Raw genomic sequence first — 21,914 nt, 5'->3', positions numbered from 1 at the left:
CGTTTCGATGACACCACACACGACACCCCGCGGCGAGGTGTACTCCGCGCACGACGTCGCCCGGCGGGTCCGCGAGGCACCGAAACGGGCGGGGATCCCGGGCAGCCAGATCGCGGCCGCCCAGCACCGGTCCGTCTTCTCCCGTGACCGCGCGCGCGTCCAGCACTCGGCGGCGCTGCGCAGGCTCGCCGACAAGACCCAGGTGGTGGGCCCCCGGGACGGGGACACCCCGCGGACGCGGTTGACGCACTCGATCGAGGTGGCGCAGATCGGCCGCGGGATCGCCGACGGTCTCGGCTGCGATCCCGATCTGGTCGACCTCGCCGGCCTCGCACACGACATCGGTCACCCGCCGTACGGTCACAACGGCGAGAAGGCCCTGGACGAGGTCGCGGAAAGCTGTGGCGGGTTCGAGGGCAACGCCCAGAACCTGCGCATCCTGACGAACCTCGAACCGAAGGTGCTCTACCCCGACGGACGCAGCGCAGGGCTCAACCTGACCCGGGCGTCGCTGGACGCGGCGATCAAATACCCGTGGACCCGGCCGCGCCCGGGCGCGAAGTTCGGCGCCTACGACGACGACGCCGAGGTGCTTGCGTGGATCCGCGAGGGCGCCCCGGACGGTCACCAGTGTCTCGAGGCGCAGGTCATGGATTGGGCCGACGACGTCGCCTACTCCGTGCACGACGTCGAGGACGGGGTGATCGACGGGCGCATCGACCTGCGTGCGCTGGCCGATCCGGTGGACCAGCGGGCGCTCGCCGAGTTCGGCGCCGCGGAGTTCGTGGGCCTCGACGTCGAGGAACTCGTCGAGGCCGCGAAGCGGCTCAGCCTGCTGCCGGTCGTCGTCGCGGTGGGCAGCTACGACGGCACGCTCACCAGTTCGGTCGCGCTGAAGAACCTCACCAGCGAACTGGTGGGCCGGTTCGCGACCGCCGCGATCATCGGGACCCGCGACGTCCACGGCGACAAGCCGGTCGCCCGGTACGACGCCGACCTGGTGGTCCCGCCGGTGGTCGCTTCGGAGGTGGCGCTGCTCAAGACGTTCGCACTGAACTTCGTGATGTCCGATGCCGGCCACCGGGCGCGGCAGGAACGACAGCGTGACCGCGTGCACCGCGTCGCCGAATGGCTGCTCGCGATCGCACCCGACGGTCTCGACCCGATCCTGGTTCCGGCCTGGAACGCCGCGGCCGACGACCCCGCACGGGTCCGGGTCGTCGTCGACCAGATCGCCTCCTACACCGAGAGCAGGCTCGAACGCGTCGACAAGTCCAGTCTCGGGGCCCAGGCGAGCTGGGGCTGACGAACGCCGAAGTCGGACCAATCCGCCCGCCGCGGTGCTACGAATAGGACTACAGACAGCTCGCACCCAATGGTCAGGGAGACCGGATGAAGTCTGCAGTGCGCAAGATCATCGGTTCGACGTCCGCAGCGCTGGCGGTGGCGGTCGGCGCCGCTGTGCTGGCCCCACCCGCGGCACAGGCCGCGCCGGCGTACCCGTTCGCGGACCCCGACCCGTTCTACGCTGCGCCCGCCGACGTCGGGGCGCGCACCGACGGTGACGTGCTGGCGAGCCGTCCGGTCGCCGCCACCGGTTACCCCACCGCCGACGCCTGGCAGGTCAAGTACAAGTCGACCAACTCCGCAGGCGCGCCCATCGCCGCGGTCACCACGGTGCTGGTGCCCCGCGGCACTCCCGCGAACCGGCCGCTGGTGTCGTATCAGCCGTTCGTCAACGCGCTCGGGCTCGAGTGCGCACCGTCGCATCAGCTGTTCACCGGCGGACTCCAGGAGGCCCCGGCCCTCAACGCCCTGCTCGCGCGGGGCTGGGCGGTCGCAGTGCCCGACCACCTCGGTCCCACCAGCGCGTACGGGGCGGCGAAACTCGGCGGCCGGCTCGTCCTGGACGGCGTCCGCGCCGCGCAGCGGCTCCCCGAGGCAGGTCTCGGCGGCAGTCCGGTCGGGCTCGCCGGCTACTCGGGTGGCGCCATGGCGACCAACTGGGCTGCGGCGCTCGCCCCCACCTACGCCCCGGAACTGAACATCGTGGGCGCCGCCGAGGGCGGCACCCCGGTCAACATCGGCGAACTCGCCGACCGCCTCGGAGGCACCCGCTCGCAGGCGTTCGGCCTCGGATTCGCGGCCGCCATCGGGCTCGAGCGCGAATACCCGACGCGTTCCCCGCTCGGGGACGGCCTCAACGACGAGGGACTCGCCCTGCGCGCGCAGATGAGCAACATGTGCACCGATTCGATCCTCGGCGCCGGGGCGGGCAAATCGCTGCCCGACCTGACCAACGGTCCCGGGATCCTCGCCGATCCGTCCGGCCGCGCGGTGATGGACGAGAACAGCGTCGAACTGTATCCGGGAGTTCCGCGGACCCCGATGTTCGTCTGGCACGGCAGCGCGGACCCCCTCGTCGCCATCGGACCGGTGCAGAACACCGTCGCCCGGTACTGCTCACAGGGTGCGCGGGTGCAGTTCGACGTGATCCCGGGCGCCGACCACGGCACCGCCACCATGCTCGGCGCCGGCCCCGCGTTCAGCTATCTCGGCGACCGATTCGCCGGGATTCCCGCCCCCTCGAACTGCTGATTCCGAGGCGGAATTCCGGGCTTCGGGAGAGCGCCTAGACTGTCGGGCGTGGCTGGCAGAATCCCTGATCGTGACGTTGCGGCCATTCGCGAGCGCACACGGATCGAGGACATCGTGGGGGAGTACGTCTCCCTCAAGCGCGCCGGCGGCGACTCCATGAAGGGGCTGTGCCCGTTCCACGACGAGAAGTCGCCGTCGTTCCACGTGCGCCCCAACCACGGGCACTTCCACTGCTTCGGGTGCGGGGAGGGCGGCGACGTCTACTCGTTCCTCCAGAAGATCGACCACATCAGTTTCGTGGAGGCCGTCGAGCAGTTGGCCGACCGGCTGAACTACTCCATCTCGTACGAGGGTGGCGGCACGTCGGTGCAGCGCGACCGCGGCACCCGCGCCCGGCTGGTCGCGGCGAACGCGGCGGCGCAGGAGTTCTACTCGGCGCGTCTTCGGGAGCCCGACGCGCAGGCGGCCCGCGACTACCTGACGGAACGGAACTTCGACGCCCAGGCCGCGCAGCAGTTCGGGTGCGGGTATGCGCCCGACGGCTGGGACATCCTGACGAAGCATCTGCTGGGCAAGGGTTTCGACGTCAAGGAACTCGAGGCCGCGGGCTTGTCGAAGGCGGGGCGTCGTGGTCACATCGACCGCTTCCACCGGCGGCTGCTCTGGCCGATCCGGAACCTGTCCGGCGACGTCATCGGTTTCGGCGCCCGCAAACTGTTCGACGACGACACCATGCCCGGCAAGTACGTCAACACGCCGGAAACCGTGCTGTACAAGAAGTCTCAGGTGCTGTTCGGGCTCGACCTCGCCAAGCGGGAGATCGCCAAGGGGCACCAGGCCGTGGTGGTCGAGGGATACACCGACGTCATGGCGATGCACCTGGCCGGGGTCAAGACCGCCGTCGCCGCCTGCGGCACCGCGTTCGGTGACGACCACCTCTCGATGCTGCGTCGACTGCTGATGGACGACAGCTATTTTCGCGGTGAGATCATCTACACGTTCGACGGGGACGCCGCAGGCCAGGCCGCGGCGATGAAGGCGTTCGAGGGTGACCAGAAGATGGCCGGGCAGACGTTCGTCGCCGTCGCACCCGACGGCATGGACCCGTGCGAACTGCGGCAGAAGTCCGGTGACGCCGCCGTCCGCGATCTGGTGGCGCGTCGCACCCCGATGTTCGAGTTCGTGGTCAAGTCGATCCTCACCGAGCACGACCTCGAGACCGCGGAGGGCCGGGTCGAGGCGCTGAAGCGCACGGTGCCGGTGGTCGCGCAGATCAAGGAAGCGACGCTGCGCGACAGTTACTCCGTCCAGTTGTCCGGCTGGGTGGGCTGGGACGACATTGCCGCGGTCCGGCAACGGGTGCGGGACGAGGCGCGCAAGGGGGCGTCCACCCGCGGGTCGATGTCCGCGCCGCCCAGGAAGAAGGCGGCCCGGGACGAGAACCAGGACACCCCGCCGTTGCCGGTCGGCCTGTCCCGCCCCCGACCGAACGACCCGACGCTGTGGGCGCAACGCGAGGCGCTCAAGGGTGCGTTGCAGTACCCGGCCATCGCGGGCACCGTGTTCGACTCGCTGCCGGTGGAGACGTTCACGCACCCGACGTACGTCGTGATCCGCGAATCGATGATCGCGGCGGGCGGCGCCAGCGCGGGCCTCGGCGGCGGCGAGTGGGTCGACGCGGTCAGCCGGGGAGTCGAGGACGTCACAGCGGCGTCCCTCGTGTCGGAACTCGCCGTCGAACCGCTGCCCGCCGAGGAGGACACCGTCCCGCGATACATCTCCGGCGTCATCGCACGCCTGCAGGAGGTGTGGGTGGGGGAGCAGGTCGCGGAATTGAAGTCCAAGCTGCAGCGCATCTCGCCGGCGACGGCGTCGGACGAGTTCCACTCGCTGCTCGGCGACCTCGTCGCCCTGGAGCAGTACCGCCGGAGCCTGCTCGATCAGGCGATCGGCGACACCAACCGGGACGGAATGGCCGGCTGAACCGGCCGTCGTCGGCTACTTCTTCTTGAGCTGGTCCTGCGGGACGAGGATGGTCGTGTCCTCGTCGAGCGGCTTCATCGGTTCGAGCTTCGGCTGGGTGTTCAGCGAGTCGGACAGCTTTTGTCGTGACATCTGCAACACCTTCTTCGTGGCCGGACTGGTGGCCACGGCCTTGGTCGCCCGGCTGATCTGTTCGTAGCGTGCACGTCCTGCTCGCGTACCCAGCACGTACCCAGCAGCGATACCGATCAACAACCGCATCATTCCCGCTTCCTCCCGACGCACAACGACCTTCCCCATCCTGCCTGATGCATCGACAGGCAGGCGATTTGGTACTGGGGTGGGGCTATGCGCTACAGTTTCTCTCGCATCGCCGGGAACGGCGAGGCACAGCAGAATAATCCCCTGTAGCTCAATTGGCAGAGCTTCCGACTGTTAATCGGACGGTTGCTGGTTCGAGTCCAGCCGGGGGAGCATCGAAAACCCCGTCCGGTTCATCCGGGCGGGGTTTTCTGCTGCGCGCGGCCAATTCGGATCGGTGCGCGTCCCGGGCGAGTACATTCCCGCTGTATCGGCAGCAAGCGACCGCGGGGTGTGCGATGAGCGAGGACGGCGGCGAAACCGAGCGGACGGGGTCGGTCCGGCGTTTCGGCACCCGCGATGCCCCGCGCTGGTTGCTGCCCTCGATCCTGTACGTCCTGCTGGCCGTCGCCGCCTACCAGTTGTCGGGGTGGCTGTTCGTCAACCTGCGCGGATTCCTGGGGCTGCTGTTCCTCGCGTGGCTGTTCAGCATCACCCTCGAACCGGTCGTCGACTGGCTCGAGCGCCGGGGGCTGCGGCGCGGCCTCGCCACCGGACTCGTGCTGCTGGCACTGTTCGTCTTCGCCATCGCATTCCTGGCGCTCTTCGGGACACTGCTCGCCCAGCAGCTCGCCCAGCTCCTCAAGGCCTTGCCGAGCGCCCTGTCCTCCGTCACCGATTGGTCCAATCGTGTGTTCGACACAGACTTCGCGACCGGAGAGGATCTGATCCGCCTCACCCCCGAGACCGTGCGGGACCTCGCCGAGCGATTCACGCCCGGAGTTCTCGGCGTGCTGTCCTCACTGCTCGGCGTCGTGTTCCAGATGCTGACGCTGCTGCTGTTCGTGTTCTACATGTCCGCGCAGGGACCGGCCCTTCGACGGACCATCTCGAGCTGGTTTCCGGCGCGGCAACAGCGGGTCATCTCGGTGGTCTGGGAGATCTCGGTCGAGAAGGCCGGCGGTTACGTCGTGTCGCGGCTCATCCTCGCCGCCATCAGCTCGGTCGCCACCGGCATCTTCCTCGTGGTGATCGGCGTGCCCTATTGGCTGCCGCTGGCACTGTGGACCGGCATCGTCTCGCAGTTCGTCCCCACGCTGGGCACCTACCTCGCGATCGCCCTCCCCGCGATCATCGCGGCGGCGTCCCAGCCCATGGACGGCGTGTGGGTGATCGTGTTCGGCACCGTTTACCAGCAGATCGAGAACTATGTGCTGCACCCGCGCATCACGTCCGCGACGGTGTCGATCCATCCCGCGGTCGCGTTCGGGTCGGTGATCGTGGGCGCGTCGCTGTTCGGTGCGGTCGGCGCGCTGGTGTCGGTCCCGGTGGTCGCGGCGATCCAGGCCCTCGTCGAAACGTACGGGCGACGATACGAACTCGTCGCCGACGAACCGGCGACGGTCATCTCAGTCGAACAACGCGAACACGCGGGCGACGAAGAACGCCGCGATTCCCAGGATGAGTAGCCCGATCAGGATGAAGGTGAGGACCGGCACCGTCCGGCCCGGCATCGGCTGCGGGTGCGACAACCCCGACGTCTGGCCGGCGTCCGGTGGTGTGTCGCCCGGCTGAACGCCCCCACCCGCGTCGAGGGCCGGTGCATCTTCCGGTTCCGGTCCTGGATGTTCGACGCTCATCGTCCACTCCCTTCCCGTGATCCTCGGCACTGACGGTGACACGCGCGTACCCCGGGAGGCGTATTCGCACACAGGACGACGAGCAGGCGCCGCGATCGGGACGTCGAATCGACCCGTCGACGACGAAAAGCGCTGTCGGGACCGGCTTCGTCCCGGCTGCGCGCCCGCAGCGGTCGCACGGTAACATCGGCAAGCCGCGACAGCGAGTGGTGCGGTGATGGGGCGGTAGCTCAGTCGGTTAGAGCCGTGGACTCATAATCCATTGGTCGCGGGTTCGAGCCCCGCCCGCCCCACCCACTTCCCCGGTCGGTCCGGTCTTCTCGAGTCGGCCCTGATGCGGGCAGTGTGAAGTCCATGGAGCTGGCGCGCGAGGAACGGGAAGAATTCGCCGAACTGCTCGCCGGGCTGTCTCCGCAGCAGTGGGAGTCGCCGAGCCTGTGCGAGCGGTGGCGGGTCCGGGACGTGGTCGCGCACGTGATCAGCTACGACGAACTCGACTTCCGCAGCCTGGCCGCACGGTTTGCGAAGGGCTGGTTCCTGCAGGACCGGGTCAACGAACTCGGGGTCGCCGACCTCACGGACCGCACCCCCGAGCAGCTGCTCGAGTTGATGCGCATTCACGCCGAGCCCAGCGGTCTGCCAGCCGGTTTCGGTGGGAGAATCGCCCTCGTCGACGGCATGATCCATCAACAGGACATCCGGCGGCCCCTTGCGATTCCCCGGACCATCCCGCCGCGGCGGCTGCGCGCGGCGCTCGAGTTCGCGCGGTTCGCTCCGCTGATCCGCGGCGCCTGGCGAGCCCGCGGGGTGAAGCTGGTGGCGACGGATCTCGACTGGTCCTACGGCCGGGGACCGCAGGTGAGTGGAAGCGGGGAAGCGCTGCTGATGGCGATGGCCGGCCGCCGCGACGCACTCGGCGACCTCACCGGTCCCGGCCGGTCGACATTCGCCGCCCACGTCGGCGCCTGACCGAGGGCACGCACGTGCCGCGTCGTTGTTCTCGGTGCCGGAGCGGGGCAGACTGAATGGCATCCGAGGAGGTCATCGTGGACCTGCAGATCGTGGCGATCGACAAGCCCGAAGACATGAACGTGATCGTGGGGCAGTCCCACTTCATCAAGACCGTCGAGGACGTGCACGAGGCGCTGGTGGGAGTGAGTCCGCACCTCCGGTTCGGTATCGCGTTCTGCGAGGCGTCGGGGCCCCGCCTCGTGCGCAACTCCGGCAACGACGACCGTCTCGTCGAACTGGCCACGCGCAACGCCCTCGCTGTCGGCGCGGGCCACTCGTTCTTCGTGTTTCTGGAGGACGGCTATCCGGTGAACGTCCTGAACACGTTGAAACAGGTGCCGGAGGTGTGCGGCATCTTCTGCGCCACCGCCAACCCCGTCGAAATCATCGTGGCCGAGACGGAACTCGGCCGGGGCATCGCCGGCGTGATCGACGGGCGCCCGCCCGCCGGTGTGGAGACGAGTGACGACGTCGCCGACCGCAAGGCGTTGCTGCGGACGATCGGCTACAAACTCTGAGCGAGTGGCATCGCCCGGCGCTCTACGATGACCGGCATGGCGATCACTCCCGACACGAAGAACTGGACCTGGGTCCTCGGCCGGGCCTGCCCGGACTGCGGGTTCGACTCGGCGGCAACCCGGTACGAGGACATTCCCGCTCTGGTCCGGGCGAACGCGGACGCCTGGTCGCCGGTCCTCGCCCGCCCCGACGTGACGGTCCGGCCGGACGAGCAGACGTGGTCGGCCCTCGAATACGCGGCGCACGTTCGCGACGTGTTCCGGATCTTCGACGTCCGCCTCCGGCTCATCCTCGACGAGACAGATCCCCTGTTCCCGAACTGGGACCAGGACGAGACCGCGATCACCGAGCGCTACAACGAGCAGGATCCGGCCGTCGTGGAAGCCGAACTGCGTGCGGCAGGCGCCGCGGTGGCGGACGACTTCGAGGCCGTCGCCCCAGACCTCCGGGCGCGGACCGGGCGGCGGAGCGACGGCGCCTCGTTCACGGTCGAGACCCTCGCCCGGTATTTTGTCCACGACCCGATTCACCATCTCCACGACGTGTCGGGGTAACAGTTTCGGATTCCCGGACCCGATTCGGTAGAACGTGTTCCAATTTGATTGGTTTGTGTCTATCGTCACATCAGCAGATGCGCAGACATGAACGAAGGGTTGGGAGTCACATGAAGACCAAGGGTGCGATCCTGTGGGGCCTGAACGAGCCGTGGTCGGTCGAGGAGATCGAGATCGGCGATCCGGTTGCGGGCGAGGTGCAGATTCGCATGGAAGCCGCCGGAATGTGCCACTCCGACCACCACATCGTCACCGGTTCGATGCCCATGGCGTCCTTCCCGGTGATGGGCGGCCACGAAGGGTCCGGCGTCATCACCAAGCTGGGGCCGGAGGTGAAGGGCCTCGAAGTCGGCGACCACGTGGTGCTCTCCTTCGTTCCCGCCTGTGGACGCTGTCCGGCGTGCTCGGCGGGGCATCAGAATCTCTGCGACCTCGGCATGGGGCTCCTGAGCGGGCTCGCGATCAGCGACGGCACGTTCCGCATCCACGCGCGCGGAGAGAACGTCATCCCCATGTGCCTGCTCGGGACGTTCTCGCCGTACATGGTCGTACACGAGACGTCGGTCGTGAAGATCGACAAGGACATTCCCTTCGACGTCGCCGCCCTCGTCGGCTGCGGCGTACCCACCGGCTGGGGTTCGGCGACGCGGATGGCGGAGGTGAAGCCGGGCGAATCCGTCGTCATCATGGGTGTCGGCGGTGTCGGCATGAGCGCGCTGCAGGGCGCGGTGGCGTCCGGGGCCCGTCAGATCTTCGCCATCGATCCGGTGCCGTGGAAGCGGGAACAGGCGCTGAAGTTCGGGGCCACCCACGCGTTCGAGAGCGCCGCCGCCGCGATCGAGCCGATCATCGCACTCACCAACGGGTTGATGGCGCAGAAGACGATCATCACGGTCGGGGAGATGCGCGGCGAATACGTCGAGGAAGCCCTGCTGCTCACCAGTAAGTTCGGCACGTGCGTCGTCACGGCGATGGGCGCGATGACCGACATGGACGTCAAGCTGAACCTGTTCCTCTTCTCGATGCTGCAGAAGGACCTGAAGGGCACCATCTTCGGCGGCGGCAACGCCCGGGTCGAGATCCCGAACCTGCTCGCCATGTACAAGTCGGGGCAGCTGAACCTCGACGACATGATCACCCGCACCTACAGCCTCGAAGGCGTCAACGACGGGTATCAGGACATGCTCGACGGCAAGAACATTCGCGGCGTCATCCGGTACACCGAAGCCGACTGGTGACGGTCTCGTAGTCTGACCGGGTGCAGAGTCTCGATCAGATCACCCGATGGCCCGTGGACAACGCTGCGGCGGTGGTCCTGTCGCGAGACGAAGGGGTGATCGGCGAGTACGGCGACCAGCAGCGCGTTTTCCCGCTGGCCTCGGTGACCAAACTGCTCTGCGCGTACGCAGTCCTGGTGGCCACCGAGGAGGGGGCCGTCGAACTCGACCAATCCGCAGGCCCGGAGGGTTCGACGGTGCGTCATCTCCTGGCGCACGCGTCGGGCCTCGCCTTCGACGCGAACCGGGTGCAGACGACGCCGGGGCGCAAGCGGATCTACTCGAGCGCCGGCTACGAGGTGCTCGCCGACTTCCTCACCGCGGAGACGTCGATCGAGTTCGCCGACTACGTGGCGGAATCCGTGTTCGCTCCGCTGGCGATGACCGCGTCCGCTCTGGTCGGGCCAGCCGGCCACGGAGCGCAGGCGTCGGCGGGAGACCTCGGCCGCTTCGCCGCCGAACTGTTCCGCCCGGCGCTCATTTCGCCTCAGACGTTCGCAGACGCCACTTCGGTGCAATTCCCCGGACTGGACGGAATTCTGCCCGGATACGGCTCACAGCGTCCCAACGACTGGGGTCTGGGATTCGAGATCCGGTCGGGCAAGAGCCCGCACTGGACCGGCACGGGCAACTCGCCGCAGACGTTCGGACACTTCGGGCAGTCCGGCACGTTCCTCTGGGTCGATCCGGTCGCGGGACTGGCGTGCGTCGCGTTGACGGACCGCGACTTCGGCGACTGGGCCAAGCCCGTGTGGACCGAGCTGAGCGACGGTATCCTCTCGGAACGCCGACGACGATGACACACCGATTGCTCGAATCACTGGCGCAACACACGCATCACAGGGCACACTGGTCAACCGAGCGTGCTGCACACACCGACTGAGGCCGTTGGGGAAGACGTCCCTCGTCGAAGCAGGAGGCTCGAGTGCGCGCATTGAATCAGTTCGCGGACGTGACGGCTGGTGTTGTCTATATCCACTCGTCGCCCGCCGCGTTGTGCCCCCATATCGAATGGGCGCTGACCGCAACCCTCGACTGCCGAGCGAACCTGAAATGGACCTCGCAGCCGGCCTCCAACGGCGTCCTGCGCGCGACCACCAATTGGGTCGGGCCCGTCGGCACCGCCTCGCGGTTGGTCAATGCGCTCCGCGCCTGGCCGATGCTGCGCTTCGAGGTCACCGAGGACGCCAGCGAGGGCGTGGACGGCGAACGGTTCAGTCACGTGCCCGGCATGGGTCTGTGGCACGGATCCACCAGCGCGAACGGCGATGTCGTCGTGGGGGAGATGCGTCTGCGGGCACTGATGGAGGCGGGCGGTGACATCGCCGCCGAACTGGACTACGCCCTCGGAACCGCCTGGGACGAGGCACTCGAGCCGTTCCGCAGCGGCGGCGAAGGCGCCGAGGTCACCTGGCTGCGCCGCGACGTCGGCTGACACCGCTCACGGACGCGAAAAGGCCCCCACCGTCGGACGGTGGGGGCCTTCTCTCGATCAGAGCTCAGATCACAGCGGGATGTTCTTGTGGTCGCCGCGGGTGGAGGGGACTGCCGCGAGGGCGGCGGTGACGACACTGCGCGTCTTGGCCGGGTCGATCTCCTCGTCCACCACACCGATCGCGACGGCACGATCGACGCCGCCGGCGATGCTCTCGTGCTCCACGGCGAGGCGCTCGTGCAGGGCCTCCCGCTCTTCTTCCGGCGCCGCGGCCAGGGCCCGCTTGTGCAGGATGCCCACGGCCGCCTTGGCGCCCATGACTGCGACCTCGGCGTCGGGCCACGCGTAGACGGCGGTGGCGCCGAGAGCACGGGAGTTCATGGCGATGTAGGCGCCGCCGTAGATCTTGCGGGTCACGACCGTCACCCGGGGCACGGTGGCTTCGGCGAACGCGTGGAGCAGCTTGGCTCCGCGGCGCACGACGCCTTCCCATTCCATGCTCACCCCGGGGAGGTATCCGGGAACGTCCACGACCACGACCAGCGGGATGCCGAACGCGTTGCACAGCCGGACGAAGCGAGCCGACTTCTCGGCGCTCTCCGAGTTCAGGCACCCACCCAGGCGGAGTGGGTTGTTGGCGATGACACCGACCGTGCGGCCGCCGAGGCGTCCGAGTCCGGTGACGATGCTGCGGGCGTAATTGCCCTGCAGTTCCTCGAAACTCGACTCGCCCTCGACGTTGTCGAGAAGTTCGTGAACGATCGGGCGGACGTCGTACGCGCGTTTCGCCGACTCGGGCATGAGCGCGCGGAGATCGGTGTCGCCGTGCGCGGCCGCGGCCTGATCGAACTCGCCCTGCTCGCAGAACATGGACACCAGGCGCCGTGCCCGGTGGAGCGCATCACCCTCGTCGTGGGCCGCGATATGCGCCACACCCGACTTCTTGGTGTGCGTGTCGGGGCCGCCGAGCGACACCATGTCGACCTGCTCGCCGGTGACGCTGCGGACCACGTCGGGTCCGGTGACGAACACGCGGGCCTCGGGCGCCATGATGACGACGTCGGTCAACGCGGGACCGTATGCCGCTCCACCGGCCGCGAAGCCGAGGACGACGGAAATCTGTGGGACGCGGCCGGACGCGCGGACCATGGCCTCGAAGACCAGTCCGACGGCGTGCAGAGCCTCGACGCCCTCGGCGAGACGCGCGCCACCCGAGTGCCAGAGCCCGACGATGGGGGCATCTTCCTCGAGGGCGGTATCGATCGCCGTCACGATGTGTTTGCAGCCCTCGACACCCATGGCGCCGCCCATGACGGTGGCATCGGAGCAGTAGGCGATGGTGCGGACGCCGTCGATGTTGCCGGACGCGGCCAGCACACCGGACTTGTCACGCGGGTGGAGCGGGACGACCGTCCCGGCGTCGAACAGCTTCTCCAGACGCGCAAGGGGATCGCGCGGATCGATCGACGCATCGGACTTCGTCGCGGGTGCCAGGATTGTCATCGCGTCCTCCTCTGTAGCGGGCCCCTCGAGGGCTGTCGATGGGTGGAGACCCCTTCAGCGAAGAGGTCTCCACCCGGCGATCTAGCAGGACCGGCTGTCAGGCCCGGCCGAAGGCGAGCGCGACGTTGTGCCCACCGAAACCAAACGAGTTGTTGATCGCGAAATCGATCTCGCCGTAACGGGCTTCGCCCTTGACGACATCCAGGTCGATCTCTGGATCCTGATTCTCGAGATTCAGCGTGGGCGGAATGACTCCGTCACGCAGACTCAGGACCGTGAGCACCGCCTCGAGCGCACCGACGGCGCCGATCGAGTGCCCCAACGCGGACTTCGGTGCGTACACCGCAGCATGGTTGCCGACGGCAGCCTTGATGGCGTTCGCCTCGGCGGTGTCACCGATCGGCGTAGCCGTGGCGTGCGCGTTGATGTGCTGGATGTCCTTCTTCGTCAATCCAGCAGTCTCGATCGCCCTCGTCATGGCCCGCGCAGCGCCCGAACCCGAGGGGTCGGGAGCGACGATGTGGAACCCGTCGGAGGTGATCCCCGCGCCCAGCAGGCGGGCGTGGATGGTGGCACCGCGAGCCTTGGCGTGCTCCTCGGTCTCGAGGACCATCATCGCTCCGGCCTCACCGAACACGAAGCCGTCGCGATCCTTGTCGAACGGCCGTGAAGCCGCCTTCGGATCGTCGTTGCGGGTGCTCAGCGCGCGCATCATCGCGAAACTCGCGATCGGCACGGCGTCGAGGTAACCCTCCACACCACCGGCGACGATGATGTCGGCGTCGCCCATCACCAGCATGCGGTACGCATGGGCGATGGCCTCGGAACCCGAGGAGCAGGCCGACACGGGAGTGATCACTCCGGCGCGCGCCCCCAACTCGAGTCCGACGGTGGCCGACGGACCATTGGGCATCACCATCTGGACGGCGAACGGCGACACCTTGCGGTAGCCACCGGCCTTCATCTTCTCGACGGCGTCGATCAGAGCTTCGCCGCCGCCGAGTCCGGTGCCGATCACGACGCCGAGGCGATCCTTGTCGACCTCCGGGCTGCCGGCGTTCTCCCAGACCTGACGGCCCAGGACGAGCGCCAGCCGCTCGACAAAGCTCATCCGGCGGATCTCGACCCGGGACAGCGACTCGTCGGGCGACACCTTCAGCTTGCCGCCGATCGTCACCGGAAGGTCGTTCTCCGTGACGAACGCTTCCTGGATGGTGTCGATGCCGCTCTCGCCGGCCAACAGGCCTTTCCACGTGGCATCCACGTCACCAGCGATCGACGTCGTAGCCGCGAGGCTGGTGACGACGATGTTGGGGAACTGTCTCCCGTTGGTCGAGGCGGAAGTCACGGCTGAGCTCACTCCTCGTCGTTCTTGGCAGCTTCGAGCTTGGCCTTCACGGCCTCCGCGTCGGCGCCACCTTCTGCTTCGAGCTTCTGGATGTAGTTCACGGCGTCACCGACGGTGCGCAGGCCGGCGAGATCCTCGTCGGGGATCTTCACGCCGTACTTGTCCTCGGTCTGGACGGCGATCTCAACCATGGAGAGGGAGTCGATGTCGAGGTCGTCGACGAAAGACTTTTCGATGGTCACCTCGGACGGCTCAATACCGGTGACCTCCTCGATGATCTCCGCGAGTCCGGCGATGATGTCTTCCTGGGTGGCGGCCACTGAGTGGCTCCCTTCTGATTCGGTGTAGATGTATCTGGAGTTGTGCAGGCACGTCCCCATCGGCCGCGCCTGCGGGCCCTGCACGCACCGAGGTGCGCGCAGCAAACTAGCCGAGTTCTGTCAGTTCGGCTAGCGCGGAGATATCCCCCGGGGTCTTGAGTGCCAGAGTCGGTGTGCCGCGCATTTCACGCTTGGCGATACCGACCAGGGTTCCGGCTGGTGGAAGTTCCGCGATCGTCGAGACCTGAGCGGTCCGCAGGCTTGCGGTACACAGGTCCCAACGCACAGGTCGGGTTACCTGCGCGGCCAGCTTAGTCAGTGCGTCGGCTCCGGATGCGACCGGTGCGCCGTCGGCGTTGGAGAGCAGAGTGCGGGTGGGTTCACCCGGTGTGATCTTGGACGCAGCCTCGGTGACGGCCTCCTGCGCGGGAGCCATGAACCGGGTGTGGAACGCGCCCGCGACGGGCAGCGCACGTACCCGAGCCTTCTCCGGCGGGTTGGCTGCGAGTTCTTCGAGCGCCGTCAGCAGACCTGCCGCGACGATCTGGCCCGCGGCGTTGCGGTTGGCCGGTTCGAGGCCCAGTTCGTCGAGGCGGGCGAGCACCTCGGTCTCGTCGCCGCCGAGGACCGCGGACATCCCGGTCGGTTCGAGTGCGCAGGCCTTGGCCATCTCCGCGCCGCGAACGGCGGCGAGGGCGACGGCGTCGTCGGCGGAGAGGACCCCGGCGACAGCGGCCGCGGCGAGTTCACCGACGGAGTGCCCGGCCGCGATGGTGTCTGCGGGAACCAGGCCACGCGCGTCGAGTTCCTCGAACGCGAGGATTGCGGCGGCCACGACGAGGGGCTGAGTCACCGACGTGTCGGTGATCTCCTCTGCAGTCGCGGTGGTACCGAGGCGGACGAGGTCGAGGCCGGCAGCCTTCGACCACAGTGCGACACGGTCATGAGAACCCGGCAGCTCCAACCAAGGGATGAGCATGCCGGGAGTCTGAGAGCCCTGACCCGGGGCGAGCAACGAAATCACTCTTCAAGAGAACACCGTCAACGGCGTACCGCGAGATGTCGTTGCGGATGAACCTTTGTCAGCGGATTTGTTGGGTTCCCACAAAATTGCACGTGGGGTCCTCGCATCGAATCTGGACAGACGTTCGTTACAGCCCTGCTTCTCCGAATGGGAAGGGTGTGACTGGTGTTAAACGTGATATGGGTTCGTTATGGGAATGTGTCAATCGACCCACGGTGGCGGCCACTCTGAGCACATACGCATCCCGCGGATTCGTCGGATCGCGCCCTGTGACTTCGGCGATTCTCTTGAGTCGATACCGCACAGTATTTGGATGAACAAACAGCTGGCGGGCGCAAGTCTCAACCGCACCTCCACAGTCGAGATAGGCGTCCAGAGTGTCGGTGAGAACACCTCCGGCGGCCGCCAGCGGAGCGACCAGATGGTCGTTGAGAGCGGTGACTGCGGCGTTGTCTCCGAGCAGTGCCCGCTCGGGTAGCAACTCGGCTGCGTGGACGGGCCGGGGAGCGCCCCGCCACCCGGCGACCGCCTGCATCGCCGCGAGAGCCTCGACGGCACTGAAGTGGGCCGCGCCGAGCGTCGGCGTGGTCGGCCCGATGATCACCGGCTCGTCCGAGAACTTGCCGAGCAGGTCGGTCATGAAACTCGAGTGCCCCGACCCCTCCTGCAGCTCGCCGCTGACGACCATCACGAGCCTCGAACCCTGCACGACGGCGAGCGCCGCGCGGCCGTGCCTCTGCGCGATGGTGTGGACGGTGCCGACGACGGAGACCCGTTCGTCCTCGGGCGGTGTGCCGACGATGACGGTGGCGGGAGCGGTGGCGTCCCAGTTCAGGGTCGCCGCCCGCGACAACATGTCGGAGCCGGTGTCGCCGCGGACCACGGCGTCGACCACGAGGGCCTCGAGCCGGGTGTCCCAGGCGCCGCGGGACTCCGCGGCACTCGCATACACGGAGGCGGCGGCGAAACCCAGTTCGCGGCCGTAGCGCAGCACGGCCTCGGTGAGGGCGATCAGCTGCTGGTCGTTGCGGGCGAGCGCCGGGAGCCACTGCTCGAAGAACTCCATCGCCACCCGCACCATGTCCACCGTCTGGCTGAGGGTGAGCCTGCGTGCGAGATCCTGCGGAATCACCTGGAACGCGTCCAGGCTGAACCGGATGTCACTGTCCGGGTTCTTCAGCCATTCGAGGAAGTTGACCACCGCGGTCTGGACCAGCAACTGCACATTGGAACGTTGAGCGGCGTCGAGGTCGTCGAAGAACGGCAGTTGATCCTGCATCGTCGTGACGGCCTCGGTCGAGAGGCGCCCGGAGAACTGTTTGACACGACGCAACAGCGCGTCGGGCAACGGATCCCGGGTTTGTCGTCTGCGGGAGACCAACGGACTCTGCTCGACCATAGTCAAGAACCTACGCGCACCGCCGCCCGTGTTGTCCGACGGACACACGGGCGGCGGTGGGTAAGGATGGCGGCGTTACGCGCTTCCGGTATCCGTGTAGGAGACGGCGGCGGCGCGGACGTCGTCGATGCGGTACTTCGTGGCGGCTTCGACGGCCTTGGAGCGGTCGAGGGTGCCTTCGCCGGCGAGGGCGGACAGGACGGCGACGACGATGGATTCGGCGTCGACGTTGAAGTACCGGCGGGCGGCGGGGCGGGTGTCGGAGAACCCGAACCCGTCGGTGCCGAGGGTGGTGTACGAGCCGGGCACCCACTGGCGGATCTGGTCGGCGACGGCGCGCATCCAATCCGACGCCGCCACGAACGGGCCGGCCGCATCCGACAGGGCCTGGGTGACGTAGGGCAGCGGGGCGTCGGTGCCCGGGTCCCGCAGGGCCTGCTGTTCGCGTTCGATGCCCTCCCGGCGCAGTTCACCCCAGGAGGTGACCGACCACACGTCGGCGGCCACACCCCACTCGTCGGCGAGCAGCTGCTGCGCCCGCAGACCCTCGGGCATGGTGACACCGGAGACCAGGATCTGAGCTTTCGGGCCCGATGCCTGGGACTTCTTGAACAGGTACATGCCCTTGAGGAGGCCGTCGACGTTCAGGTTCTCCGGTTCGGCGGGCTGGGAGTAGGGCTCGTTGTAGAGGGTGATGTAGTAGAAGATGTCCTCGCCACCGAACCCGTCCACACCGTCGGTGCCGCCGTACATCCGGCGCAGCCCGTCCTTGACGATGTGCGCGATCTCGTAGGAGAACGCCGGATCGTAGGCCACCGCCGCCGGGTTGGTCGAGGCCAGCAGCAGCGAGTGCCCGTCGGCGTGCTGGAGCCCTTCCCCGGTCAGGGTGGTGCGGCCGGCGGTGGCACCGAGCACGAAGCCGCGGGCCATCTGATCCGCGGCGGCCCACAGGCCGTCGCCGGTGCGCTGGAACCCGAACATCGAGTAGAAGATGTACAGCGGGATCATCGGCTCACCGTGGGTGGCATAGGAGGTGCCGACCGCGGTGAACGAGGCCGTCGAGCCGGCCTCGTTGATGCCCTCGTGCAGGATCTGCCCGATCTCGGACTCCTTGTACGCCAGCATCAGCTCCGCATCCACCGCGGTGTACAGCTGCCCGTTGCGGTTGTAGATCTTGAGCGAGGGGAACCAGGAGTCCATCCCGAAGGTGCGGGCCTCGTCCGGGATGATCGGCACGATCCGCTTCCCGATCTCCTTGTCCCGCAGCAGCTCCTTCATGATCCGCACCAACGCCATGGTGGTCGCGACCTGCTGCTTCCCGGACCCCTTGCGGACCACGTCGTAGGTGGAGTCCGCGGGCTGCGGCAACGGCGCCGCCCCGGTGCGCCGCTGCGGCAGGAACCCGCCCAGCGCCTTGCGGCGGTCCAGCATGTACTGGATCTCCGGGGCATCGGGGCCGGGGTGGTAGTACGGCGGCATCTTCGGGTCCTTCTCCAACTCGGCGTCGGAGATCGGGATCCGCTGCAGGTCCCGGAAATTCTTCAGATCGTCCAGGGTCAGCTTCTTCATCTGGTGGGTGGCGTTGCGGCCCTCGAAATGCTTGCCCAGGGTGTAGCCCTTGATGGTGTGCGCCAGGATCACCGTCGGCTGACCCTTGTGCGCCATCGCCGCCGCGTAGGCGGCGTAGATCTTGCGGTAGTCGTGGCCGCCGCGTTTGAGGTTCCAGATGTCCTGATCGGACAGGTTCGCCACCAGTTCCTTGGTCCGCGGGTCCCGGCCGAAGAAGTGCTCCCGCACATACCCGCCGTCGTTGGCCTTGTAGGTTTGGTAGTCGCCGTCGGGGGTGACGTTCATCAAATTGACCAGGGCGCCGTCGCGGTCCGCGTGCAGCAGGGCGTCCCACTCGCGGCCCCAGACCACCTTGATCACGTTCCAGCCGGCGCCGCGGAAGAACGACTCCAACTCCTGGATGATCTTGCCGTTGCCGCGGACCGGGCCGTCGAGGCGCTGCAGGTTGCAGTTCACCACGAACGTCAGATTGTCCAGGCCCTCGGTGGCCGCCACGTGCGCGAGACCGCGGGATTCGGGTTCGTCCATCTCGCCGTCACCCAAAAATGCCCACACGTGCTGGTCGGCGGTGTCCTTGATGCCGCGGTCGTGCAGGTAGTGGTTGAACCTCGCCTGGTAGATCGCGTTCATCGGGCCCAGACCCATCGACACCGTCGGGAATTCCCAGAAATCGGGTAGCAGGCGGGGGTGCGGGTACGACGGCAACCCGCCGCCCTGGTCGGTGTGCGAGTGTTCCTGCCGGAACCCGTCCATCCGCTCCGCCGGGATCCGCCCCTCCAAAAACGCGCGGGCGTAGATGCCGGGGGAGGCGTGGCCCTGGATGAAGATCTGATCGCCACCGCCCGGGTGGTCCTTGCCGCGGAAGAAGTGGTTGAACCCCACCTCGTACAGGGCGGCGGAGGAGGCGTAGGTGGAGATGTGGCCACCGACACCCACCCCGGGGCGCTGCGCACGGGTCACCATCACCGCCGCGTTCCACCGGATGAACGCCCGATACCGGCGCTCGACCTCCTCGTCGCCCGGGAACCACGGCTCGTTCTCCGTCGGGATGGTGTTCACATAATCGGTCGACGTCAACGCCGGCAGAGCGACGTGCTTCTCCCCGGCCCGCTCGAGCATCCGCAACATCAGATACCGGGCACGAGTCGGACCGGACCGGTCCAACAAACCATCGAACGATTCCAACCACTCCGTGGTCTCATCCGGATCGATATCCGGCAGATACGACGCAACACCCTCACGGATGACGCGCACGCGTCCCTCGGAACCCGGGGTTGCACTGGGGTTGGAAGGTTGGGCCGCTCCGGCGCCGGGTGTGGCGGAATCCGGTTGAGACGCGGGTCCCTGGATCAGGTCTGACAACGTTGCTCCTCATTGTGGTGGGACGCGCGGTGTGGCGTCCTCTCCATGCGATCGCGGCCTTGTTAGGCCCGATCCATCTCCTTTATGAATATGGCGCGACCCTCATCTTTCCCCATTGCGGCGCGGTCGGCACACCGTGCTCGGGTTACTCTTCGGTAGCGTTTGCGCAGATCCGGGGGCGAATGTTGAATTTATCGATGTCGTCGAAAACATGGGGGAGACGAATGCGCACGTCGTCGCGCCGTTGGGGGCTGCTGAGCGCTGCCGCCGCGGCGATCGTCGGCGTCGGTGTCATCGCCGGATGTGGCGGCGCGATCGAGGGGACCGCGCAGCAGAACGATTCCGAGGCCGCCGAGTACGCCGCCGAAGCGACGTCCTCGTCGGTGGCCGCGTCGTCCTCGCAGAAGGCCGCGGCCGAGCGGGAAGCGCTCGTGGAGCAGTGCACGATGTTCGTCACCCGGGCCGGCGACACGATCGACACCTACAACACGTTCATCGACGCCGCCAACGCCGAAGCCGCGGACACCGGCGCGAAGGCCAGCGCCGCGGCCGCGGCACTCCGGTCGGCCGCGGACGGCGCGAACGCCGCCACAACCGCACTTCCCCCCGACCTGACCGGACTCCTCACCGATTACGCCAACAACTATCGCGAACTCGCGGCGGCCGTCGACGGCGGGCAACGGGGAGACATTCTGAACACTCTCGCGAGCCGAGGAGACGAGCTCAGCGACTCGATTCGGGCAGCCTGCCCCACATCGTGACTCCCGCACCGTAGGCTCGGGCGATGACCACGCATCACTACATTCTCAGAAAAATTCGCGTGGTCGGCTTGCGCGAAAGCGTTCGAGCATGTTCGCTTTCACCTAATTGATCTTCATCCGGCAGGTGTTCGGGTACCCGAGCACCGTCAACAAAAGGAGGACCCCACCGTGGTCGCCGCGGCGGACGCCCAAAACTACGCTCAGAAACTCGGGATCACTGCCGACATGGCGGTACAGGAACTGGGCTGGGACGAGGACACCGACGACGACCTGCGTGCCGCGGTCGAGGACACCATCGGTGGAGAACTGCTGGACGAGGATTCCGACGAGGTCATCGACGTCGTGCTGCTGTGGTGGCGCGACGAAGACGGAGACCTCGTCGACGCCCTCATGGATGCCATCGGGCCCCTGGCCGACGAGGGATTCGTGTGGGTCCTCACCCCCAAAACCGGTCAGCCCGGTCACGTGGAGCCCAGCGAGATCGCCGAGTCCGCACCCACAGCCGGTCTCACCCAGACGTCGGCGGCAAACCTCGGAGACTGGTCGGGAAGCCGTCTGGTTCAGCCGAAGTCGCGTCCCGCGAACAAGCGCTGAACAGTCTCACCTTTCCCGTTCACTCACCGAAGGAATCACGTCATGCCGCTCGAGGTGGGCACCACCGCCCCCGATTTCACCCTCAAGGACCAGAACAACCAGGAGGTGACGCTTTCCGATTACCGCGGAAAGAAGAACGTCCTGCTCGTGTTCTACCCGCTCGCGTTCACCGGAACGTGCCAGGGTGAGCTCTGCAAGGTTCGCGACGAACTGCCGAAGTTCGAGAACGACGAGACGGCGATCCTCGCCCTCTCCGTCGGTGCGTCGCCGACCCACAAGATCTGGTCCGCCGAGCAGGGATACACGTTCCCGCTGCTCGCCGACTTCTGGCCGCACGGCGCGGTCGCGCAGCAGTACGGCGTCTTCAACGACAAGCTGGGCTTCGCGAACCGCGGCACCTTCGTCATCGACAAGGACGGCATCATCCGGTTCGCCGAGATGAACGGGCCCGGAGAGGCCCGTGACCAGGGAGCTTGGGAGAAAGCGCTCGCCACGCTAGAGTCCTGATGCGCATCCGGCGAGGTTCTCGCCGGATGTTCGGGCGTGTAGCTCAGTGGTAGAGCTCTGGTTTTACACACCAGCGGTCGGGGGTTCGAAACCCTCCGCGCCCACCGTCAGGCAAGGCCCCGATCTGCGTCGTGCGCGGGTCGGGGTTTTCTCGTTTCGCCGGTGTCACTCGCCGGTGAGTTCCGCGAGCTGCTCGGCGGCGGTGATGTT

21 protein-coding genes and 3 tRNA genes are annotated in these 21,914 nt (G+C 67.5%); 16 read left to right on the top strand and 8 right to left on the bottom strand.

All coding sequences use genetic code 11. The features are described 5' to 3' along the window. Nucleotides 1–7: 7 nt before the first annotated feature. The 3 genes from I1A62_RS12690 (at nt 8) to dnaG (ending at nt 4,581) form a co-directional block, all read left to right on the top strand. Nucleotides 8–1,306 carry a deoxyguanosinetriphosphate triphosphohydrolase gene (locus tag I1A62_RS12690; RefSeq protein WP_124391285.1) on the top strand — a complete coding sequence of 433 codons (1,299 nt, stop codon included), beginning with the start codon at nt 8–10 and terminating at the stop codon, nt 1,304–1,306. An 86-nt stretch (nt 1,307–1,392) separates the two neighbouring features. Beyond that, nucleotides 1,393–2,598 (top strand): lipase family protein, encoded by a 1,206-nt coding sequence (locus I1A62_RS12685; protein WP_219458822.1) that lies wholly within the window; start codon nt 1,393–1,395, stop codon nt 2,596–2,598. 48 nt (nt 2,599–2,646) lie between these two features. Further along, nucleotides 2,647–4,581 (top strand): DNA primase, encoded by a 1,935-nt coding sequence (gene dnaG, locus I1A62_RS12680; RefSeq protein ID WP_124391286.1) that lies wholly within the window; start codon nt 2,647–2,649, stop codon nt 4,579–4,581. A 15-nt stretch (nt 4,582–4,596) separates the two neighbouring features. Here the strand turns inward: dnaG and I1A62_RS12675 are convergent, their stop codons facing one another. After that, on the bottom strand, nt 4,597–4,845 hold the full coding sequence (locus I1A62_RS12675; RefSeq protein WP_037226505.1) for a hypothetical protein: 249 nt from the start codon (nt 4,843–4,845) through the stop codon (nt 4,597–4,599). A gap of 137 nt (nt 4,846–4,982) precedes the next feature. Between I1A62_RS12675 and I1A62_RS12670 the strand changes: the two genes are divergently transcribed. Together I1A62_RS12670 and I1A62_RS12665 are read left to right on the top strand one after the other, a co-directional pair. After that, nucleotides 4,983–5,055: transfer RNA gene (locus tag I1A62_RS12670), tRNA-Asn, on the top strand. Nucleotides 5,056–5,180: 125 nt separating this feature from the next. Further along, nucleotides 5,181–6,350 carry an AI-2E family transporter gene (locus tag I1A62_RS12665; RefSeq protein ID WP_219458821.1) on the top strand — a complete coding sequence of 390 codons (1,170 nt, stop codon included), beginning with the start codon at nt 5,181–5,183 and terminating at the stop codon, nt 6,348–6,350. Here I1A62_RS12665 and I1A62_RS12660 read toward each other — a convergent pair. After that, nucleotides 6,291–6,521, bottom strand: a complete 231-nt coding sequence (locus tag I1A62_RS12660; RefSeq protein ID WP_124391288.1) for a DUF6480 family protein — start codon at nt 6,519–6,521, stop codon at nt 6,291–6,293. The two genes, I1A62_RS12665 and I1A62_RS12660, sit on opposite strands and share 60 nt — an antisense overlap. A 219-nt stretch (nt 6,522–6,740) precedes the next feature. Between I1A62_RS12660 and I1A62_RS12655 the strand changes: the two genes are divergently transcribed. The 7 genes from I1A62_RS12655 (at nt 6,741) to I1A62_RS12625 (ending at nt 11,317) form a co-directional block, all read left to right on the top strand. Continuing rightward, nucleotides 6,741–6,814, top strand: a tRNA-Ile gene (locus I1A62_RS12655). A gap of 61 nt (nt 6,815–6,875) precedes the next feature. Continuing rightward, nucleotides 6,876–7,490, top strand: a complete 615-nt coding sequence (locus tag I1A62_RS12650; protein ID WP_192582199.1) for a maleylpyruvate isomerase family mycothiol-dependent enzyme — start codon at nt 6,876–6,878, stop codon at nt 7,488–7,490. Between the two features lie 77 nt (nt 7,491–7,567). After that, entirely contained in the window at nt 7,568–8,050 is a 483-nt protein-coding gene (locus I1A62_RS12645) for an adenosine-specific kinase (RefSeq protein WP_124396583.1), read from the top strand. 36 nt (nt 8,051–8,086) lie between these two features. After that, nucleotides 8,087–8,605: a DinB family protein gene (locus I1A62_RS12640; protein WP_219458820.1), complete on the top strand. Its 519-nt coding sequence runs from the start codon at nt 8,087–8,089 to the stop codon at nt 8,603–8,605. A 110-nt stretch (nt 8,606–8,715) separates the two neighbouring features. After that, nucleotides 8,716–9,843, top strand: a complete 1,128-nt coding sequence (locus I1A62_RS12635; RefSeq protein ID WP_219458819.1) for an NDMA-dependent alcohol dehydrogenase — start codon at nt 8,716–8,718, stop codon at nt 9,841–9,843. A gap of 20 nt (nt 9,844–9,863) precedes the next feature. Next, a complete protein-coding gene (locus I1A62_RS12630; protein WP_219458818.1) occupies nt 9,864–10,682 on the top strand; it encodes a serine hydrolase in 819 nt (272 codons plus the stop codon). 125 nt (nt 10,683–10,807) lie between these two features. Continuing rightward, on the top strand, nt 10,808–11,317 hold the full coding sequence (locus I1A62_RS12625; protein WP_012688162.1) for a DUF3145 domain-containing protein: 510 nt from the start codon (nt 10,808–10,810) through the stop codon (nt 11,315–11,317). Nucleotides 11,318–11,386: 69 nt separating this feature from the next. On the opposite strand, the gene I1A62_RS12620 is transcribed toward I1A62_RS12625, so the two are convergent. The 6 genes from I1A62_RS12620 to aceE form a co-directional block, all read right to left on the bottom strand. Beyond that, nucleotides 11,387–12,820 (bottom strand): acyl-CoA carboxylase subunit beta, encoded by a 1,434-nt coding sequence (locus I1A62_RS12620; RefSeq protein ID WP_087559598.1) that lies wholly within the window; start codon nt 12,818–12,820, stop codon nt 11,387–11,389. Nucleotides 12,821–12,917: 97 nt separating this feature from the next. Next, nucleotides 12,918–14,168 (bottom strand): KasA/KasB family beta-ketoacyl-ACP synthase, encoded by a 1,251-nt coding sequence (locus I1A62_RS12615; RefSeq protein WP_072946664.1) that lies wholly within the window; start codon nt 14,166–14,168, stop codon nt 12,918–12,920. An 8-nt stretch (nt 14,169–14,176) separates the two neighbouring features. After that, the gene (acpM, locus tag I1A62_RS12610; protein ID WP_087559600.1) at nt 14,177–14,488 is read right to left on the bottom strand and encodes a meromycolate extension acyl carrier protein AcpM; all 312 of its coding nucleotides are present in this window, start codon (nt 14,486–14,488) and stop codon (nt 14,177–14,179) included. Between the two features lie 106 nt (nt 14,489–14,594). Further along, on the bottom strand, nt 14,595–15,512 hold the full coding sequence (locus I1A62_RS12605) for an ACP S-malonyltransferase (protein WP_219458817.1): 918 nt from the start codon (nt 15,510–15,512) through the stop codon (nt 14,595–14,597). Between the two features lie 127 nt (nt 15,513–15,639). Next, complete coding sequence (locus I1A62_RS12600) at nt 15,640–16,911, bottom strand: CdaR family transcriptional regulator (protein WP_012688158.1); 1,272 nt, start codon at nt 16,909–16,911, stop codon at nt 15,640–15,642. Nucleotides 16,912–16,986: 75 nt separating this feature from the next. Continuing rightward, on the bottom strand, nt 16,987–19,842 hold the full coding sequence (gene aceE / locus I1A62_RS12595; RefSeq protein WP_219458816.1) for a pyruvate dehydrogenase (acetyl-transferring), homodimeric type: 2,856 nt from the start codon (nt 19,840–19,842) through the stop codon (nt 16,987–16,989). Between the two features lie 224 nt (nt 19,843–20,066). On the opposite strand from aceE, the gene I1A62_RS12590 reads away from it, so the two are divergent. The 4 genes from I1A62_RS12590 (at nt 20,067) to I1A62_RS12575 (ending at nt 21,808) form a co-directional block, all read left to right on the top strand. Then, nucleotides 20,067–20,603 (top strand): hypothetical protein, encoded by a 537-nt coding sequence (locus I1A62_RS12590; RefSeq protein ID WP_219458815.1) that lies wholly within the window; start codon nt 20,067–20,069, stop codon nt 20,601–20,603. Nucleotides 20,604–20,771: 168 nt separating this feature from the next. After that, complete coding sequence (locus I1A62_RS12585; protein WP_005247829.1) at nt 20,772–21,197, top strand: DUF3052 domain-containing protein; 426 nt, start codon at nt 20,772–20,774, stop codon at nt 21,195–21,197. 42 nt (nt 21,198–21,239) lie between these two features. Next, nucleotides 21,240–21,704, top strand: coding sequence for a peroxiredoxin (locus I1A62_RS12580; RefSeq protein WP_124389883.1), 465 nt, complete (start codon nt 21,240–21,242; stop codon nt 21,702–21,704). Nucleotides 21,705–21,736: 32 nt separating this feature from the next. Further along, nucleotides 21,737–21,808, top strand: a tRNA-Val gene (locus tag I1A62_RS12575). Nucleotides 21,809–21,914 lie beyond the last annotated feature (106 nt).

This window comes from Rhodococcus sp. USK10, from assembly GCF_019378875.1.
Classification (GTDB): domain Bacteria; phylum Actinomycetota; class Actinomycetes; order Mycobacteriales; family Mycobacteriaceae; genus Rhodococcus_F; species Rhodococcus_F pseudokoreensis.
This window is presented reverse-complemented; position numbering and strand designations above follow the sequence as displayed.